Annotated in this window: 17 protein-coding genes and 1 pseudogene; 15 read left to right on the forward strand and 3 right to left on the reverse strand. The window is 38.9% G+C overall.

Annotated elements, in window-relative coordinates; all coding sequences use genetic code 11:
• The first annotated feature begins 91 nt into the window (after positions 1 to 91).
• The 9 genes from atpB to G6N06_RS06075 all read left to right on the forward strand — a co-directional run bounded on the left by atpB (position 92) and on the right by G6N06_RS06075 (position 7,319).
• A complete protein-coding gene (atpB, locus tag G6N06_RS06035) occupies positions 92 to 1,177 on the forward strand; it encodes a F0F1 ATP synthase subunit A (protein WP_163515167.1) in 1,086 nt (361 codons plus the stop codon).
• A gap of 19 nt (positions 1,178 to 1,196) precedes the next feature.
• Complete coding sequence (gene atpE / locus G6N06_RS06040; RefSeq protein WP_027126213.1) at positions 1,197 to 1,403, forward strand: ATP synthase F0 subunit C; 207 nt, start codon at positions 1,197 to 1,199, stop codon at positions 1,401 to 1,403.
• An 84-nt stretch (positions 1,404 to 1,487) separates the two neighbouring features.
• Positions 1,488 to 1,982 (forward strand): F0F1 ATP synthase subunit B, encoded by a 495-nt coding sequence (locus G6N06_RS06045; protein WP_163515168.1) that lies wholly within the window; start codon positions 1,488 to 1,490, stop codon positions 1,980 to 1,982.
• A 47-nt stretch (positions 1,983 to 2,029) separates the two neighbouring features.
• Positions 2,030 to 2,566, forward strand: coding sequence for an ATP synthase F1 subunit delta (gene atpH / locus G6N06_RS06050; protein ID WP_163515169.1), 537 nt, complete (start codon positions 2,030 to 2,032; stop codon positions 2,564 to 2,566).
• Positions 2,567 to 2,622: 56 nt separating this feature from the next.
• Positions 2,623 to 4,203, forward strand: coding sequence for a F0F1 ATP synthase subunit alpha (gene atpA, locus G6N06_RS06055; RefSeq protein ID WP_163515170.1), 1,581 nt, complete (start codon positions 2,623 to 2,625; stop codon positions 4,201 to 4,203).
• 152 nt (positions 4,204 to 4,355) lie between these two features.
• Positions 4,356 to 5,216, forward strand: a complete 861-nt coding sequence (atpG, locus tag G6N06_RS06060; RefSeq protein ID WP_163515171.1) for an ATP synthase F1 subunit gamma — start codon at positions 4,356 to 4,358, stop codon at positions 5,214 to 5,216.
• Between the two features lie 205 nt (positions 5,217 to 5,421).
• Positions 5,422 to 6,264: an alpha/beta fold hydrolase gene (locus G6N06_RS06065; RefSeq protein WP_163515172.1), complete on the forward strand. Its 843-nt coding sequence runs from the start codon at positions 5,422 to 5,424 to the stop codon at positions 6,262 to 6,264.
• 3 nt (positions 6,265 to 6,267) lie between these two features.
• On the forward strand, positions 6,268 to 6,756 hold the full coding sequence (locus G6N06_RS06070) for an RNA polymerase sigma factor (protein ID WP_163515173.1): 489 nt from the start codon (positions 6,268 to 6,270) through the stop codon (positions 6,754 to 6,756).
• Positions 6,753 to 7,319 carry a hypothetical protein gene (locus G6N06_RS06075; RefSeq protein WP_163515174.1) on the forward strand — a complete coding sequence of 189 codons (567 nt, stop codon included), beginning with the start codon at positions 6,753 to 6,755 and terminating at the stop codon, positions 7,317 to 7,319. Before G6N06_RS06070 ends, G6N06_RS06075 begins: the two co-directional genes overlap by 4 nt.
• Before the next feature lie 210 nt (positions 7,320 to 7,529).
• Here the strand turns inward: G6N06_RS06075 and G6N06_RS06080 are convergent.
• The 3 genes and pseudogenes from G6N06_RS06080 to G6N06_RS06090 form a co-directional block, all read right to left on the reverse strand.
• Positions 7,530 to 7,778: pseudogene (locus G6N06_RS06080) on the reverse strand (ABC transporter ATP-binding protein); the annotation flags it as partial.
• A 119-nt stretch (positions 7,779 to 7,897) separates the two neighbouring features.
• Entirely contained in the window at positions 7,898 to 8,377 is a 480-nt protein-coding gene (locus tag G6N06_RS06085; RefSeq protein WP_308469745.1) for a transposase, read from the reverse strand.
• A 134-nt stretch (positions 8,378 to 8,511) separates the two neighbouring features.
• A complete protein-coding gene (locus G6N06_RS06090; RefSeq protein ID WP_163515175.1) occupies positions 8,512 to 10,284 on the reverse strand; it encodes an ABC transporter ATP-binding protein in 1,773 nt (590 codons plus the stop codon).
• Between the two features lie 289 nt (positions 10,285 to 10,573).
• On the opposite strand from G6N06_RS06090, the gene G6N06_RS06095 reads away from it, so the two are divergent.
• From G6N06_RS06095 to G6N06_RS06120, 6 genes are all read left to right on the forward strand, one after another.
• Positions 10,574 to 11,536 (forward strand): tRNA dihydrouridine synthase, encoded by a 963-nt coding sequence (locus G6N06_RS06095; protein WP_163515176.1) that lies wholly within the window; start codon positions 10,574 to 10,576, stop codon positions 11,534 to 11,536.
• Positions 11,537 to 11,731: 195 nt separating this feature from the next.
• On the forward strand, positions 11,732 to 13,918 hold the full coding sequence (locus G6N06_RS06100) for a tetratricopeptide repeat protein (RefSeq protein ID WP_163515177.1): 2,187 nt from the start codon (positions 11,732 to 11,734) through the stop codon (positions 13,916 to 13,918).
• Between the two features lie 173 nt (positions 13,919 to 14,091).
• The gene (locus G6N06_RS06105; RefSeq protein WP_163515178.1) at positions 14,092 to 14,568 is read left to right on the forward strand and encodes a hypothetical protein; all 477 of its coding nucleotides are present in this window, start codon (positions 14,092 to 14,094) and stop codon (positions 14,566 to 14,568) included.
• A 129-nt stretch (positions 14,569 to 14,697) separates the two neighbouring features.
• Positions 14,698 to 16,161, forward strand: a complete 1,464-nt coding sequence (locus tag G6N06_RS06110) for a lipopolysaccharide biosynthesis protein (protein WP_163515179.1) — start codon at positions 14,698 to 14,700, stop codon at positions 16,159 to 16,161.
• Between the two features lie 134 nt (positions 16,162 to 16,295).
• Complete coding sequence (gene dut, locus G6N06_RS06115; protein WP_163515180.1) at positions 16,296 to 16,730, forward strand: dUTP diphosphatase; 435 nt, start codon at positions 16,296 to 16,298, stop codon at positions 16,728 to 16,730.
• 207 nt (positions 16,731 to 16,937) lie between these two features.
• A complete protein-coding gene (locus G6N06_RS06120; RefSeq protein WP_163515181.1) occupies positions 16,938 to 17,957 on the forward strand; it encodes a sugar phosphate nucleotidyltransferase in 1,020 nt (339 codons plus the stop codon).
• Positions 17,958 to 17,999 lie beyond the last annotated feature (42 nt).

Here is a 17,999-nt window from a genome sequence, read left to right on the forward strand (position 1 = left end):
GTTTAATATTGACAAAAAAGTGTTTGACATTTAACATAATGTACGTACATTTGCACGGAATTTACAGCAAGGTATTTTTAAGCTATTCATAATGACATTAAACACTTTAAGGGCCGTATTGTTTTTGGTTTTTTCTTTAGCAATTGCCAATCCTGGTTTTGCCGTTCAAGAAAACGATAGTGAAGACAACGGGTTCAATGCCAAGGAAATGATTATGCATCACGTTAAGGATGCCCATGAGTTTCATATTGTAGAATGGAATAATAAGCCCATAAGTATTCCGTTGCCAATCATCCTATATACGGATAACGGGCTGGTGACGTTTATGTCAAGTGAGTTTCACCACGACGATTCAGGGACGCAAATAGTTGAGAAGAACGGAGATCGCTTTGTGAAATACCATGAAAAGATTTACCAATTGAACGCTGGCGTGGATACTCTAACTTTTGATGAGGAGGACCATCCTACAAACGCCGTCCTGCCTTTAGATTTCTCCATTACCCGAAACGTATTTATGATGTGGGTAACCATGCTGTTGTTGTTTATCATATTTATCACTTCGGCCCGTAAATATAAAAAGGCGAACAAATTCGTGCCAAGTGGCATTGCTTCCTTTATGGAGCCGCTTGTGATTTTTATCAGAGATGAGGTGGCCATTCCGATGATTGGTGAAAACAAATACCGCAAGTTCATGCCATTTTTATTGAGCGTATTTTTCTTTATCTGGATCAACAATATCTTCGGATTGATACCTGTTTTAAACGGTGCCAATGTGAGTGGTAATATTGCCTTTACATTGTCTTTGGCATTGTTTACATTTTTCATTACCATGTTCAGTGGTAACAAAAACTATTGGAAACATATTTTTTGGATGCCTGGAGTTCCAGTGCCTATGAAAATATTCCTAGCGCCAATTGAGATCATTGGGATGTTTGTAAAGCCGTTCTCGTTGACAATTCGTTTATTTGCGAACATTACGGCTGGGCATATCATCATCTTATCCTTGATGTCCCTAATCTTTATATTTAAGAGTGTATTTATTGCACCGGTATCTGTAGGGTTTTCATTGTTCATTTTAATCATAGAAATTGTAGTTACTGCAATTCAAGCATATATATTTACCGTGTTGTCCGCTCTCTATATCGGATCGGCAACAGCGGAAGAAGACAATCATTAATTAATTTAAATTTTATATTATGACTATTACAGGAATTGCAGCAATCGGAGCTGGTATCGCAGTTATTGGAGCTGGAATGGGAATTGGAAAAATCGGTGAGTCAGCTATGAACGCTATGGCTCGTCAACCGGAAATCCAAGGAAAACTTCAGACTTCAGCGCTTATCTTAGCAGCTTTCGTAGAGGCAGTAGCACTTTTTGGTGTTGTTGCGTCGTTAATCGTTTAATTAGGATTACAAGATACAGAGGTAACGGTTGGTTGCCTCTGTATTTTAAAATTTAAATTATTAAAACTAAAACCTATTTTATAGATGGATTTAATTACACCAGGGTTAGGACTTGTTTTTTGGTCGATCATCACTTTTTTATTTCTTCTTATCGTGTTAAAAAAGTTTGCATGGAAGCCAATTTTAGGAGCAATAGATGAACGTGAAAATGGCATTAAAAATGCATTGGAAGCCGCTGATAAGGCGCGATTGGAGATGGAAAATCTTAAGGCAGATAACGAACGTATCCTTAATGAAGCACGTGCTGAGCGTGAAGCTATGTTGAAAGATGCACGTGAGATCAAAAATAAGATGGTCAGTGATGCCAAAGAAGAAGCCCAAGAACAGGCGACTAAAATGATCACTCAGGCTCAAGAAGCTATTGAGAACGAAAAAAGATCGGCTATGGCTGAGCTTAAAAATCACGTGGCAAGTTTATCTATTGAGATTGCTGAAAAAGTGGTTCGTGAAGAGTTATCCAACAAAGGCAGACAATTGGAATTGGTCGAGTCCATGTTAGGTGATGCAAAATTGAATTAAGAGATTAAGTATAATTAAATAAGATCCCTGCCTTCGCAGGGAGTAATATGGCACAAACAAGAACAGCAATTCGTTATGCAAAAGCAGTTTTAGATCTTGCTAAAGACCAAAAGTCGGCAGAGATTGTCAATGCTGATATGAAATCCATTGCTAATGCTGTAGAAGCCAGTACAGAATTAAAAGACATGCTTTTAAGTGCTGTAATACCTGTAGCAACAAAAAAGTCGGCGTTATTGGCAATTTTCAAAGACCTAAACAAGTTAAGTTCAGGGTTGATTAATACGTTAATTGAAAATAAACGTATCGACATCTTAGGTGAGGTTGCCCAAAAATTTACAGAGCTTTATAACGAAAGTCAGGGCAAGCAAGTTGCAAAAGTGACTTCGGCGGTAGCCTTAACTGATGCGCTTAAAGCGAAGGTATTGGCCAAAGTAAAAGAGCTTACGGGCAAAGAAGCTGATATTGTAAATATCGTAGATGAATCCATTTTAGGAGGTTTCATTTTACGGGTCGGAGATATTCAGTACGATGCAAGTATTGCAAACAAATTAAATAAGTTAAAAAGAGAATTTACATTAAACTAAAGAGTTGGAAATAGAGGGCTACCCTCTAACGTCTAACCTCTAATATCTAATAGAAAATGGCAGAAGTAAAACCAGCTGAAATTTCAGCAATCTTAAAGCAACAATTGTCAGGATTTGAAGCTAGTGCTTCATTGGACGAAGTAGGAACGGTATTGACTGTTGGAGATGGTATTGCCCGTGTTTACGGCTTGGCAAACGTCCAATATGGTGAATTGGTTGAATTTGCAGATGGTCTTGAAGGCATCGTATTGAATCTTGAAGAAGATAACGTCGGTGTTGTATTGTTGGGACCGGCAGTAGGTATCAGCGAAGGTTCTACCGTAAAACGTACAAAGCGCATTGCCTCCTTAAAAGTGGGTGAAGAAATCGTTGGACGTGTTGTGGATACTTTAGGAACTCCGATTGATGGAAAAGGTCCTATTGGTGGAACGCTTTATGAAATGCCATTAGAACGCAAAGCTCCTGGGGTTATTTACCGTGAACCGGTAACTGAGCCATTACAAACGGGTATCAAATCTATTGATGCCATGATTCCTGTTGGTAGAGGACAACGTGAGTTGGTTATTGGTGACCGTCAAACCGGTAAAACAGCCGTTTGTATTGACACCATTATCAATCAGAAAGAATTTTATGATGCAGGTCAACCTGTATATTGTATCTATGTAGCGGTGGGACAAAAAGCGTCAACAGTTGCTTTGATTGCAAAAACCTTAGAAGAAAAGGGAGCAATGGCGTATACAACGATTGTTGCGGCCAATGCATCCGATCCTGCTGCCATGCAAGTGTATGCACCGTTTGCTGGCGCTGCAATTGGTGAGTATTTTAGAGATACTGGCCGTCCAGCATTGATTGTTTTTGATGATTTGTCAAAGCAAGCAGTAGCTTACCGTGAAATTTCATTATTGTTACGTCGTCCACCGGGACGTGAGGCGTATCCTGGTGACGTTTTCTATCTTCACTCAAGATTATTGGAGCGTTCAGCTAAGATTATCGACAACGATGATATCGCTAAAGAAATGAACGATTTGCCAGATGTGTTGAAACCAATGGTAAAAGGTGGTGGTTCATTAACGGCATTGCCAATTATTGAAACACAAGCAGGGGACGTATCGGCATATATTCCTACCAACGTAATTTCAATTACTGATGGACAGATTTTCTTGGATGGTGATTTGTTTAACTCTGGTGTTCGTCCAGCAATTAACGTAGGTATTTCGGTATCTCGTGTTGGTGGTAACGCCCAGATTAAGTCTATGAAGAAAGTAGCTGGTACCTTAAAATTAGATCAAGCGCAATTCCGTGAATTGGAAGCGTTCGCTAAGTTTGGCTCTGATCTTGATGCAGTGACCTTAAATGTGATTGAAAAAGGTAGACGTAACGTTGAGATATTGAAACAAGCTCAAAACGATCCATTTAAAGTTGAAGATCAGATTGCCATCATTTATGCAGGATCTAAAAACTTATTGAGAGATGTACCTGTTGAAAAAGTAAGAGAATTTGAACGCGATTATTTAGAGTTCTTAAGAGCTAAGCACAGTGATACATTGGCAGCTTTAAAGGCAGGAAAACTAACTGATGAGATTACTGATACACTGGCAGCGGTGGCTAAGGAATTATCGGCGAAGTTTCGTAAATAAAACGAAGTATTAAGTACAGAGTACCAAGTATTAAGTACAGCGTATGAAGATTGAGAGATAAAATTTTAGATCTCATTTATAAGGTCAACTATTAGAAAGTATTTTTTTGTTAGTCTTAATACTAACATCTTAATACTTAATACTAACAAAAAATGGCAAACTTAAAAGAAATACGTAACAGAATTACATCGGTGTCTTCCACTATGCAGATCACTAGTGCCATGAAAATGGTATCTGCTGCTAAGCTGAAGAAAGCACAAGATGCAATTACTGCTATGCGTCCGTATTCTGATAAATTAACGGAATTATTACAAACCTTAAGCGCAACTTTAGATGCCGATTCGGGAAGTGAATTTGCGGAACAGCGTGAGATCAAAAATGTCACTTTGGTATCCATTACGTCCAACAGAGGTTTGGCCGGAGCATTCAATTCAAATATTATCAAGGAAACCAATCGTTTAATCAAAGAAGAGTATGCAGGTAAGAATGTCTCTGTTTTTGCAATAGGGAAAAAAACCAGTGATGCTTTCAAGAAAGGCAATCGAGTAATTGCCAACAAAAGCGATATTTATGACGATTTAACTTTTGACAATGTTGCTGAAATTGCCGATTTGCTGATGGATCATTTCTTGACCCATAGAACGGATAAAATAATTTTGGTATACAATAAGTTTAAGAATGCGGCGACTCAAGAGATCATGAGCGAGCAGTTTTTGCCGATAGTTCCGATGAAAGGTGCTGAAGAAGTGGACACCGATTATATTTTTGAGCCTTCAAAAGCAGAAATTGTCAAGGAATTAATCCCAAAATCTTTAAAGACACAGCTTTATAAAGCTCTTAGAGACTCTTTCGCTTCAGAACACGGCGCTCGTATGACTGCGATGCATAAAGCAACAGATAACGCCACAGAATTGAGAGATCAATTGAAATTAACTTATAACAAAGCACGTCAAGCTGCCATTACTAATGAAATTTTAGAAATTGTTGGTGGGGCGGAAGCGCTAAATAATTAAACACACGGATTCCTGCGCAGGCAGGAACCTCGTAATTTAAAAGCCTTACTTTCCAAAAGTGAGGCTTTTTTTCTTCCATTACCGCCACAGAATTGAGCGTTCAGCTCAAATTCACCTACATCAAAACCTTTTTTCGGCCCAAAAACTTTTCATGTAACATTTTAATGATTTTGTGTCTAAAGGTAAAATCAATTAAATATACGTCATGAAAACAATTAAAAACTATGTATTGGCGATTATCAGTCTCGTCATTTTCTCAGCATCTGGCCAAAACAAAGCATTCGAAGTCAGTATTGTTGGAACAGGTGATCCCATTCTATTCTTTCCTGGATTTACATGCCCCGGAGAGGTTTGGGAAGATGTGGTTGCTGAGTTATCAAAATCCAACACCTGTCATGTCTTTACCTTCGCTGGATTTGGAACTGTACCAGCCATAGAAAGGCCATGGTTGCCAAAGATTAAAGAAGGCATCTCCCAATACATCTCAGAAAACCAATTGCAAAATGCGACCATTGTGGGTCATAGTCTGGGCGGCACCTTGGGCCTCTGGCTGGCTTCTGATGACCTCTTTGATTTTAAAAAGATCATTGTTGTAGATGCATTACCTTCGACAGGTGCATTAATGATCCCTAATTTTGATAGTGAAACCATGGTTTATGACAATCCCTTCAATCAAAATTTACTAACTATGGATGATGCCCAATTTGGGATTATGGCAAGCCAAATGGCCTCCGGAATGGTATTGAATAAGAACAAACATGAACAAATTAAAAAATGGATTTTGCAAACCGATCGTGAAACCTATGTTTACGGATATACTGATTTGCTTAAATTAGATCTAAGGGAAGCTGTCGCAAACATTACGGTTCCGGTAACCATTTTAGCAGCAACCCAACCTTATGGCGAGACATCCGTCAAGACCATTTATGAAGAACAGTACAAAAACCTGAAAGGCTATACCATTAAATATGCTGCTGATGCTGCCCATTTCATCATGTACGATCAACCGGACTGGCTTTTAACGAACATCTCTCAAGCACTTCAATAACCAATGACAACACAAGAGAAAGCGTTTGAAGAGATTTACAGGACCAATTATCCAAAGGTGTTCCGACTTTGCTTAGGTTACACCAATGGCGATGATGCATTGTCAAAAGATTTGGCACAGGAAATCTTTATCAAGTGCTGGCAAAATAGGCAGTCGTTCCGAAATGATGCCAAGGTCTCGACATGGATATACAAAATTGCAGTAAATACCTGTCTTCTTGAATTACGCAAGAAAAAAACAGTGCCAATTACTGATCATCTAAAACATTTGGAGGCATCTGAAGACAGCGCTTCTGTTTCAAAAGAATTCCAGTTACAGCAATTGTATCAGTGTATCGGGAAATTGAATACCCACAATAAAACCATTATTTTATTGGAATTGGAAGGTTTGCCCCAAAAGGAGATTGCCGAGATAATGGGACTAAGCCATGAAGCCATTAGAGTAAGAGTCCACAGAATAAAAAATGAATTAACTCAATGTGTTAAAAAATGAAAACATTCGAAGATTTGAAATCGCAGTGGGAAGAACAACCACAACCCAAAATACCTCATGATGGTTCTAAGATTATCATGCAAAAAATAAATGCTATTCAAAATAAACAACGTATTACCAATGGCGTTCTTTTGACCACAACCATGGTGTTGATAGGCTTTTTCTTTTATATCAACGCCTATTCAAACCTCATTGTGACCTTAGGACTGTCCTTAATGATTGGCTCTTTAATTGTAAGGATAATGATTGAATATTTCAGTATTAAAGATCTTAAGCGTATGGATTTCACAAAGAATGCCGTAGCTTTTAGAACCCATATGATCAGCTACTATAAAAAAAGATTGAACACGCATTATATAGCCACACCCATTATTCTTACGCTTTATGCAATAGGGTTTATCATATTGTTGCCTTCTTTCAAAGAAAGCTTGTCAAAAGGGTTTTACACCTATATTATAGTCTCAGCAATAGTTATTCTGATCATCATGATATTTTTTATAGGAAAACAGATTCAAAAGGAGTTGCGCAGTTTGAAACAAATTAAAAATTCCCAAACAGACTAAAAGAAGAGTCCCAAAATAGTGGAGGCATTGCCGTTGCAATGATGGTGTTTGATGCAATTTACTTTAAATATAGTGGATTAGTAAAAGCACGATCGGGACGCTCTCGCGAGTGGGAATCATTAGTATTGAAGCCATCAGACCTAACAGCTTTCATCCCGATAACTACCGGGACTGTTAGGTTTTTCATGATTTCCCAAGCATTTTTATACTTTAAATCTTCGCCTGATAAGTATATAATTCATAATACCGTCCTTCTTTGGAAATCAATTGATCGTGGGTGCCACGTTCTACGATATGCCCAGCTTCAATGACCAAAATTTGATCGGCTTTTCTGATCGTACTTAAGCGATGCGCAATAACAATAGTCGTTCGGTCTTTAATCAATTCAGCTAAACTTTTCTGAATTAACGCTTCACTTTGGGTGTCTAAACTTGACGTGGCTTCGTCTAAAATGATGATCCCTCGCTGGTGCGCGATTGTATCGCCTTCCAGTGTCAACCATAATAACGAAAAACAACAATATCGTCCAATAATCCTTTTTCGTCAGCATAATCTGCGGCACTGCTATAAGCATAATCTTAAGCTCTATAGACCAATCCGGCCACCACTGGATTCTGGTGTATATACTTTATTTTTTCCCAAATAACCGCATTGCTCCATAACTCAATAGGCTTATTGTCGTGTCTCCAAAATTGAAACCTTTTCACATTGGATGCTTTTGCCCCAGCTTTTTCAAATTGCGCCAAAAGAAACTCCTTGCGACTCTCTATTGAATTTTGCTGAATGGCCTTCACTAGTGCTTTACTTGTAAAGCGTTTAAAATCTCCTAAAAGTAGTGCGGGATGCTGACCTTTTATACTTCTAAAAACTAAGTGCATATGATTGGTCATAATGCACCACGCAATTATCTCCATCCCTTTCTCTTTCTGGCAAAATGTAAGGCTTTGCAATAAAATTTCTTTGTATTCAATTCGGGTAAAAACATGGAGCCATGCCACAACGGCGAAGTTCACAAAATATAAACCTTCAGGATTATGGAATTTATAGTTACGGCTCATGTGTTAAAGATAGGTGTTTGGGCATCGGAGTCAAGAAATTGGCGTGCCACGCGATGCAATTGCGCGGGAGCGGGGGTATCCCTCGCTTGCGAGCATCCCCCTTGCGACCTCTTTAAAAAACACCTTCTACACTCTTAAATTTTCGCCTGATAAGTATATAATTCATAATACCGTCCTTCTTTGGAAATCAATTGATCGTGGGTACCACGTTCTACGATATGCCCAGCTTCAATGACCAAGATTTGATCGGCTTTTCTAATCGTACTTAAGCGATGCGCAATAACAATAGTCGTTCGGTCTTTAATCAATTCAGCCAAACTCTTCTGAATTAACGCTTCACTTTGAGTGTCTAAACTTGACGTGGCTTCGTCTAAAATGATGATTTTCGGGTTGGCTAAAATAGCACGGGCAATCGCTAAACGTTGGCGTTGTCCGCCAGAAAGTTTCACGCCTCTTTCTCCAATTAAAGTATCCAAACCTTCATCAAATCGGTCGGTAAATTCGTTGACATAAGCGGCGTTAACCGCATTCTGTAATTCTTCTTCCGTAGCATTTGGCCTTGGGAATAGGATGTTTTCACGAATAGTCCCTTCAAACAAAAACTCATCTTGCAACACCACGCCTAAATATTGACGGTAGCTGCTTAATTTGACTTGCGATAAATCTTGATGATCAATAGTAACCTTCCCTATTTTCGGGGTTAAAAACGTTGCCGAAAGCCCAGCAATAGTCGATTTTCCAGAACCTGAACTGCCCACCAAAGCAGTTACAGAACCAGCTGGCGCTTTAAAGTTAATGTTGTGCAAAATTTGTTTGCCTTCTTCATAAGAGAATGACACATCAGTGAACTCAATGTCGCCTTTTAGAGTATTCAATGCGATAGTTCTGTTTTGGTTTTCTTCTTCAGCCGTCATATTCATGAGTTCTTCAGTTCTATCCAAACCAGCCAAGGCCTCAGTTAATTGACTCCCGATATTGCTCATTTGAACTATGGGAGCGATCATAAATCCAAGGATTAAAGTGAAGAACAAAAAGTCCCCTGTGGTCATTTCACCAATCATCATATAATAACCACCCATCCCCATAATGCCCGTGGTGGCTACTCCAATCAAAAATGTTGAAGAACTCGTCATTAGAGCGGTTGCCGTTAAGCTCTTCTTTACATTTTGGTATAACCGCTCGACTCCTTTTTCGAAAACACTATTTTCTTGTTCCTCGGCATTAAAGGCTTTAATCACTCGAACGCCTGCCAATGTTTCTGTTAAACGACCAGTAACTTCCGCATTGATTTTACCTCGGGTTCTAAAAATTGGACGAATATATTTAAAGGCTTTTAAGGCTATAAAACCAAATATAGATAGTGGAACAAACACAAAAAGTGTCATCCAGGCATTTAATTTTATTAAAATGATTAAGGAGACAATTGCTGTAAAAGAACCGCCTACCAATTGCACCAAGCCTGTCCCTATCAAATTTCTAACACCTTCAACATCCGTCATGATTCTGGATACCAAGGCGCCGGATTTGGAATTGTCAAAAAAGCTGATCGGTAATGACAGCACTTTTTTCTGTACTTGAGATCTCAATTCACTGATTAAATATTGGGCTTGTACGCTTAATATTCTGGTCAACAAAAAAGAGGTCGTCGCCTGAATTGTAATGGCACTTATGACGATGACGATTAGAGTATAGAGTTGGGACATATCCTTATTTGGTACCACCTCATCAAGCAACACCTTGCTCTGCCAAGGTAAAACCAAACCCGACAAACTTCGAAGAACAATCAGGATTAAACCAATAAAAACTAAATTTCGCCGCGGCCAAATGATCGTTTTGAAGGCCTGTACCATAGTGACTTTTGGCTGTGATCTGTTCTTGTCTTTTGGTGTGTCTTTATAATGTTGCATAGTTACCTGTAAATATGATAGGGGGCAAAAATACGCATTAAAGCAGGGTTTAATTGAATACACTTAATTAAAAGTATGCACCCTGAAATTTGAACGCCGCAGGTGTTGGCGTCTCGTCCATGGATCTATCATTGTGAACTTTTCAGACCTGACAGGTTTTTAAAACCTGTCAGGTCTTTCATCATTGCATAGAGTATAAAAACAATTCGTGCACCTGAATGCCGAAAGGTATGTTTTGGGAGAAAAACCCACCTCCAATTGTTCTATCTTTGCCGTACTAAACAATAAGATGGCTCTCACTCTCCTTTCATCCCCTTTACAGGGTTTTACAGATTTCAGATTTCGCAATGCTTTCAATCATTTCTTTGGAGGGATTGATACTTTCTATTCGCCATACATCAGGCTGAATGGAAAACTGAAGATCAAGCAGTCCTATGAAAACGACATCTTACCAGAAGACAACACCAGCTTAGAGATCATTCCGCAAATCATTACCAATGATGCCAACGAGTTCATCTATGTGGCCAAATACGTGCAAAGTTTGGGCTATAAAGAATTGAATTGGAATTTGGGTTGCCCATATCCTATGGTTGCTAAATCCGGGATGGGTTCTGGATTGATCTGCAATCCTTCTAAAATTGATGAGATTTTACATAGAGCCCACAACGAAACTGACATCTTGGTGTCCATGAAAATGAGAATGGGCTACGAGAATGCTGAAGAAATTTTAGAGGTTTTTCCTATTTTGGATAACTATCCGCTTAAAAATATTGCTATTCACGCCAGAATAGGAAAGCAACTCTACAAAGGCCCTGTAGATTTGGGTGCTTTCGAAAAATGCATCGGCAGTACCAAGCACACCTTGTACTATAACGGCGATATCACCAGTATTTCTGCTTTTAAAGCTGTTGAAGAACGCTTTCCATCCCTCGATCATTTTATGATTGGGCGTGGATTGATTGCCGATCCTTTTTTACCCAGCATGATCAAAAATAACACGACGGAATATCCCAAAAACCGATGGGCTATTTTTTCAGAATTTCACGATACCATTTATCAGCAATACGACGCCTATTTGTCTGGGCCAACACCCATAAAATTGAAGATGTTAGGTTTTTGGGAGTACTTTTCCCAGTCCACCTCAAATCCCCAAAAAGCATACAAAGCCATTAAAAAAGCTACCAATCCTATAAAATACAAACAGGCGGTTGCTCAAATTTTAGATAAGGAGATGAAAGCGATGGCACATTGAGTTCTATTCCCAAATCGATTAAAGAACAGCCTTCAAACCAGTTATTTAATTATTGAGGCACAAGTGTTGCAATGCAAAAATTCTTCCTTACTGAACGATTGTGCTGCTTTAAGTTTTTTTGAATTATAGCCAGTAGCCATTACAGGATTACAATTAAATTCTATCTTAGAGGTGTAAAAGTCAATTGTTCCGGATATGCGAACCTATTTCTATTTCCTTTTTTTTATGCTCATCCTCTCTGCGTGCAAGAATAACAGCGGGACAGATGCCTACACAGATATTGCAGATTTCAAATCGGTACATGTCGATGGTTATGTGGGGGATCCACAATGTATTCAATGCCACAAAACAGCTTATCAAGAATGGAAAAGGTCCGACCACGACCTTGCCATGCAAATTGCAAATGATTCTACCGTTTTAGGTAATTTTAACGATGTGCGAATCACCCTTGATGGAGTTTCTTATTTTTTCTCCAAAAAGAACTCTGATTTTACGGTTCGGATAAAGGAAATTGATGGCTCTGAAAAGGAATACACTATTGGTTATACCTTTGGGATACATCCGCTGCAGCAGTATTTGGTAGATTTTGAAAACGGTAAAAAACAGGTGCTTAGAGTAACTTGGGATGCAGTCGATAAAAAATGGTACCACCAATATGCTGGGAATAAAATGGATCCGCACGATTGGTTGCATTGGACCGAAAGCTCCCAAAATTGGAATACCATGTGTGCGGAGTGCCACTCTACCAATTTAAAAAAGAATTATAACCATCAGGACGATTCGTTCAAAACTACCTATTCTTCCATAAATGTAAGCTGTGAAAGCTGTCATGGACCTGCGGAGAAACATATTTTTTGGGCAAATAACAGCGCCGATAAGATAACTATTGCAAACGCTTATATTCTAAAGGGAAACTTACAATTTGACCAACTCAATATGTGTGCAACCTGCCATTCTCGACGTACTAAATTGACTGAAAATTATGTGCCTGGAGAGTATTTTGACGATCAATATCTGCTGCAAGTACTTGATACTGTCAACTACCATGGCGATGGACAGATAAAAAACGAAGTTTATGTGTACGGCTCCTTTGTGCAAAGCAAGATGTTCCATAACGATGTCAAATGTACCGATTGCCACAACCCACATACTTTAAAGCTTAAAAAACAGGGTAATAATCTCTGCATGCAGTGCCATGAGCCAAGGTATAATGAACCCTCTCATCATTTCCATGCCCTTGGTGCCGAAAGCTCACAATGTGTAAGTTGTCATATGACAGGAGAAACCTATATGGGCATCGACTTTAGAAGAGATCATAGTTTCCGAGTTCCAAGACCAGACCAAAGCGTGGTTTATGGCACTCCAAACGCCTGCATTGGCTGCCATATGGACAAAAGCGACGCTTGGGCAGCGAAGCAAGTTGAAGAATGGTACGGTAACCAAAGAGGAGAACATTTTTCTGATGGTTTGTTGCTAAGCACCAAAAGAGGAATGACTGCAGTAGAGCGAAAAATGCTGGACGATTATATTACCAATCTAAAATATCCAGCTATTGCACGCGCTACGGTAATTGACAACATGAACATGACAAGGATTGAGCAATTTGAGCCAATATTAAACACCTTGAAAGACACTTCTCCTTTGGTACGTCATAATGCATTGATGAAGTTTAACTTGGTAAATCCTGCGGAACGCGTTTCCATTGCCGCAGAACACATTAAGGACACTTCCCGGTTGGTGCGTATCGCCGCAGCACAATTGCTGAATGGCATTCCCAAGGAACAACTTCAAAACCTGGATCAATATGCCCTGGGCAAAGCGCAGGACGAATTGCGGACCATGCTTTACACTAATGCAGACTTCTCTACAGGAAGATTGAGTTTAGGCGATTATTTAATTCAAAACAATGATATCGCAGGTGCCATCAAACAGTATCAAGCGGGCTTAAAAATGGATAGTTTACTACTGCCAATTTATCCAAATCTGGCCACTGCCTACAGTATGAACGGGGATACAGAAGCAGCTTTTAATACTTTGAATACATTTATAAAAAAAGACCCAAATTCGAGTAGAGCATATTATCTAAGGGGCTTACTCAATTTTGAAGTGAAAAAAGAGGCTTTGGCCATCTCCGATTTAAATAAGGCAGTAGCATTAGACCCTACAAATACGCGTGCCAGCTATAATATAGCAACCTTTTACTACCAAAATAAGGAATGGAACAAGGCAGAAAAAGCCATTAAGACAGCCCTAAATACTGAACCTCAAAACGCGGAGTACCGCTATTTATTGGCACTAATTTATGAAGGACAGGGAAAAACGGTTGAAAGTGCTGCCCTCATGCAACAATTACAGAGAGAACAAGCGGCGGGGAGAAATTGATGTTTTGGAAATCTAAAGGTTTTTTATTGGCATCAAGCGGACCTATTTTGTTTTAAATGAGCGACATTTACAATTCTAAAGATTCTTTCTGGTTTAAAATATCACTCAAATGGAGCCTATTTTATTTTGTGGAATGTTTTTTGTAATCTTTTCTGAATTAATAACTATGCTATATGAAAACCTTATATCTTTTCTCAACAATCATCATGATGTCAATAAGCGCGTCTAAATGTTCAGAGGCAAAAAAAATGGATAAAAATGCACCTTCAATTATTGGAGAAGCTTATGTTGAATCCTGGACATCGGAGGATGGCTCAGGCGATTCTGGGTACAATCTATACATTCCTATGCATTCCCAAGAAAATAAAGACATGCTTTTGGACTCTGTGTATTTTAGAAATCAAATCGTAAAATTGGATAGAAAATCTGAAGACTCTAATATCCTATATGTGGGCGTGTTTAAAAATTTTAAAAAATCAAACGACGATATTATCATGAGCAGTAATCCGTTGGTTGAAATGGCGAATAAACTGCCTAATGTTCCACAGAAAATTCCATTCAAAATTGAGGATACTGAATGTATCGTGAGTTATAAATTCAAGGGTGATACGAGGTATTTCAAGATTGAAAACATCAAGGAAAAATCTTAATGATATGGTCTGAAGCCATAAGCCGGAAGCCTAGAGTATTTCAAGTGACAAAATTTTAGGGGACACTTCCTCTCAGAATTGGTTAACTCTTAGGGATTCCCTACTTTTGACCTCAAATTAAAAACCACCTTGAGCGGATTTAAAACCCTTTTTAAGCAGACTTTTATCTACGGTTTAGCAACTGTTTTACCGAGAATGTTGAGTTTTCTGTTGGTGCCTTTGTATACTACAAAAGGGGTGCTTTCATCTGTTGGTGAATACGGAAAAGTTTCCATTATCTTTTCATGGTTTGTAATTTTCAATGTCATTCTTTCCTATGGCATGGAAACGGCTTTTTTTCGCTACTTCAATAAGGAAGAAGATCAGGATAAAGTGGTCGGGACTTCGGCAATTTCTTTGATCGTATCGTCGCTGGGCTTTTTTGTGTTAGCCTATCTGTTCAAATCGCATATTTCGGTCCTGACTGATATCAAAGAAGAATACATTTCATTGGTCATTTGGATTTTATTGTTGGATGCCTTGGTGGTCATTCCATTTGCTTGGTTACGCGCCAAAGGCAAATCCATGCGGTTTGCTATTTTGAGAATTGTAAGTGTTGCCATCAATTTGGGGCTCAATATTTTCTTCCTGCTCTATTTAAAAAAATGGGCAGATCATAGTGCAGTGCTCAAATCGATGTACGTTCCTGATTTTGAGATCAACTATATTTTTATCTCCAATTTAGTAGCCAGCGCGGTCACTTTGGTATTGATGTTCAGCTTTTACTTTCAGATTAAATACCGATTTGATTCTAGACTCTTTAAAAAGATGATGCGGTACGCCATTCCAGTATTGATTGCGGGGATTGCGTTTTCGGTTAATGAGACCTTTGACCGTATCCTGTTGGATTATTTATTGCCTGAAGATATTGCCGATACCAAGATAGGGATGTACTCTGCCTGTTACAAATTAGCGGTGTTTATGACCTTATTTGCCACAGCTTATCGCTTGGGTATAGAGCCTTATTTTTTCAGTCATGCCAACACTGAGAATCCACAAAAGAATTATGCAAAGATTTTAGAGTTTTTTGTTGCATTTGGATCCGTAATGTTACTTTCTATAGTTGTATTCGCTGATATTTTAAAACCCTATATCGTAAGAAGTGAGGACTATTGGGAGGCTATGTGGATTGTACCTTTAATTTTAATTGCCAACCTTTGTTTGGGCATTTACCACAATCTTTCGGTATGGTATAAAGTGACGGACAGAACGAAATTTGGAGCCTATATTTCTGTTTTTGGAGCGGTAATTACCTTGGCACTTAACTTTTGGTTGATCCCGATTATGGAATACAGAGGTTCAGCAATTGCTACCCTGGTAGCTTATGCAAGTATGATGGCAGCGTCTTACTATTACGGACAAAAATACTATCCAATCCCGTATAATTTGAAAAAAATGGGACTCTACCTCTTGGTATCCTCTGCATTTTCGGTAATTTCGTTTTATGTGTATCGAGAAAATTATGTCATAGGAGTCAGCTTACTGACCTTATTCCTGTTTTTGGTAGTGATGCTCGAAAAGAATCAAATTAAACAACTTATAAAAAACAGATAATTTGTGTTAAACCATTACATGTACTGTAGTAATAGTTTAAAGAAAAACAACACCATACGATTCTGACAGGATTAAATTAATAAACCTCATGATCCCGATAGCTATCAGGACGTGGCAAAAAAAATAAATCAAACATGAAAATAAAAATCATCAACAAATCCAATCACGCCTTGCCCAACTATGAAACCATAGCATCAGCAGGAATGGATTTACGGGCTAATTTATCAGAATCAAGAATTTTAAAACCGTTAGAAAGAAGCATCGTAGGCACAGGTTTGTTTATTGAACTTCCCATTGGTGTTGAAGCACAGGTAAGACCTCGCAGCGGACTTGCAGCAAAAAAAGGGATTACCGTTTTGAATGCACCAGGAACCATTGATGCCGATTACAGAGGTGAGATAGGGGTGATCTTGATCAACCTTTCCAATGAAGATTTTGAAATTGTCAATGGCGAACGTATTGCACAATTGGTCATTGCCAAACACGAACGCGCAGAATGGGTTGCTGTTGAAGCGCTTTCTGAAACGGATAGAGGAGAAGGTGGGTTTGGGAGTACTGGCGTAGCCTAAATTCCTGCGCCTGCCTGTCGGCAGACAGGAAGGCGCAGGAAACCTTTAGGTTCAGCGTAGCTAATCTCATGTTGAAGAAGACGAGGTATCGATATTGCAGCTTTTTATACGGATAACAATAAAAGGTAATAATTGGAATTTGAATTACAATAAATTTAGAAAATAAGTTTAACCAAAATAGATACCTGCCTTCGCAGGTAGTTACATATGAAAATAATAGTTCCCATGGCAGGACGTGGTTCACGTTTGCGCCCACACACATTGACAGTTCCAAAACCATTAATACCGGTAGCGGGTCAACCTATTGTCCATCGTTTAGTGAAAGATATTGCCAAAGTTTTAAATCAACCTATTGATGAGATTGCCTTTATTCTTGGTGATCCGGCCTTTTTTGGAAATGATGTGGTTAAAAGTTTATCGGAATTGGCCACAGAACTGGGTGCCAAGGCATCCATCTATCGACAAGATCAACCTTTGGGAACAGGACACGCCATTATGTGCGCCAAGGAATCGCTTTCAGGACCTGCAGTAATTGCCTATGCAGACACCTTGATTAGAGCTGATTTTAACTTGGACCCTGAAGCTGATGCCGTGATTTGGGTGAAGCAGGTGGATGAACCAGAAGCTTATGGTGTGGTCAAATTGAATGACAAAAAAGAAATTGTAGAGCTTGTTGAAAAGCCTAAGGACTTTGTAAGTGATTTAGCTGTTATTGGAATATACTACTTTAAGGATGTGAACGTTCTTAAACAGGAGCTGCAAGTTGTTTTGGATAATAATATTGTCCATGGTGGTGAATATCAAATCAATGATGGGATCAAGGGCATGATGGCTAAAGGCAAAGTGTTTAAAACCGGCGAAGTTGAAGAATGGATGGACTGTGGCAATAAAGCCGTTACCGTGGAAACAAACACCAGAATGTTAGGGTTTTTGCAAGCTGATGGTGAAGAACAGATGGTGGCAGGTTCGGTAAGCTTAGAAAACTCAAAGATTATTAAGCCCTGTTTTATTGGAGAAAATGTCGTCTTAAAAAATGCCACTGTAGGTCCTAATGTGTCCATTGGAAACAATTGCACCATAACGGATGCCACCATAAAAAATAGCTTGATACAAACAAACAGCATCATAAAAAATGCTAATTTAGACGAAGCAATGATTGGTAATCATGTGCATTATGATGGTCATTTTAAAACGATTAGTATTGGGGATTATTCTGATCTATCCTAATTCCTGCGCCTGCCTGTCGGCAGACAGGAAAGTAGGAAACCT

It is taken from the genome of Gelidibacter japonicus, assembly GCF_010725055.1.
Taxonomy (GTDB): Bacteria; Bacteroidota; Bacteroidia; order Flavobacteriales; family Flavobacteriaceae; genus Gelidibacter; species Gelidibacter japonicus.

What these genes read in the sequence shown, in the direction of transcription:
- atpB (WP_163515167.1), top strand. Translation starts at nt 92, where the DNA reads ATGACATTAAACACTTTAAGGGCCGTATTGTTTTTGGTTTTTTCTTTA.
- atpE (WP_027126213.1), top strand. Translation starts at nt 1,197, where the DNA reads ATGACTATTACAGGAATTGCAGCAATCGGAGCTGGTATCGCAGTTATT.
- G6N06_RS06045 (WP_163515168.1), top strand. Translation starts at nt 1,488, where the DNA reads ATGGATTTAATTACACCAGGGTTAGGACTTGTTTTTTGGTCGATCATC.
- atpH (WP_163515169.1), top strand. Translation starts at nt 2,030, where the DNA reads ATGGCACAAACAAGAACAGCAATTCGTTATGCAAAAGCAGTTTTAGAT.
- atpA (WP_163515170.1), top strand. Translation starts at nt 2,623, where the DNA reads ATGGCAGAAGTAAAACCAGCTGAAATTTCAGCAATCTTAAAGCAACAA.
- atpG (WP_163515171.1), top strand. Translation starts at nt 4,356, where the DNA reads ATGGCAAACTTAAAAGAAATACGTAACAGAATTACATCGGTGTCTTCC.
- G6N06_RS06065 (WP_163515172.1), top strand. Translation starts at nt 5,422, where the DNA reads ATGAAAACAATTAAAAACTATGTATTGGCGATTATCAGTCTCGTCATT.
- G6N06_RS06070 (WP_163515173.1), top strand. Translation starts at nt 6,268, where the DNA reads ATGACAACACAAGAGAAAGCGTTTGAAGAGATTTACAGGACCAATTAT.
- G6N06_RS06075 (WP_163515174.1), top strand. Translation starts at nt 6,753, where the DNA reads ATGAAAACATTCGAAGATTTGAAATCGCAGTGGGAAGAACAACCACAA.
- G6N06_RS06085 (WP_308469745.1), bottom strand. Translation starts at nt 8,377, where the DNA reads ATGAGCCGTAACTATAAATTCCATAATCCTGAAGGTTTATATTTTGTG.
- G6N06_RS06090 (WP_163515175.1), bottom strand. Translation starts at nt 10,284, where the DNA reads ATGCAACATTATAAAGACACACCAAAAGACAAGAACAGATCACAGCCA.
- G6N06_RS06095 (WP_163515176.1), top strand. Translation starts at nt 10,574, where the DNA reads ATGGCTCTCACTCTCCTTTCATCCCCTTTACAGGGTTTTACAGATTTC.
- G6N06_RS06100 (WP_163515177.1), top strand. Translation starts at nt 11,732, where the DNA reads ATGCGAACCTATTTCTATTTCCTTTTTTTTATGCTCATCCTCTCTGCG.
- G6N06_RS06105 (WP_163515178.1), top strand. Translation starts at nt 14,092, where the DNA reads ATGAAAACCTTATATCTTTTCTCAACAATCATCATGATGTCAATAAGC.
- dut (WP_163515180.1), top strand. Translation starts at nt 16,296, where the DNA reads ATGAAAATAAAAATCATCAACAAATCCAATCACGCCTTGCCCAACTAT.
- G6N06_RS06120 (WP_163515181.1), top strand. Translation starts at nt 16,938, where the DNA reads ATGAAAATAATAGTTCCCATGGCAGGACGTGGTTCACGTTTGCGCCCA.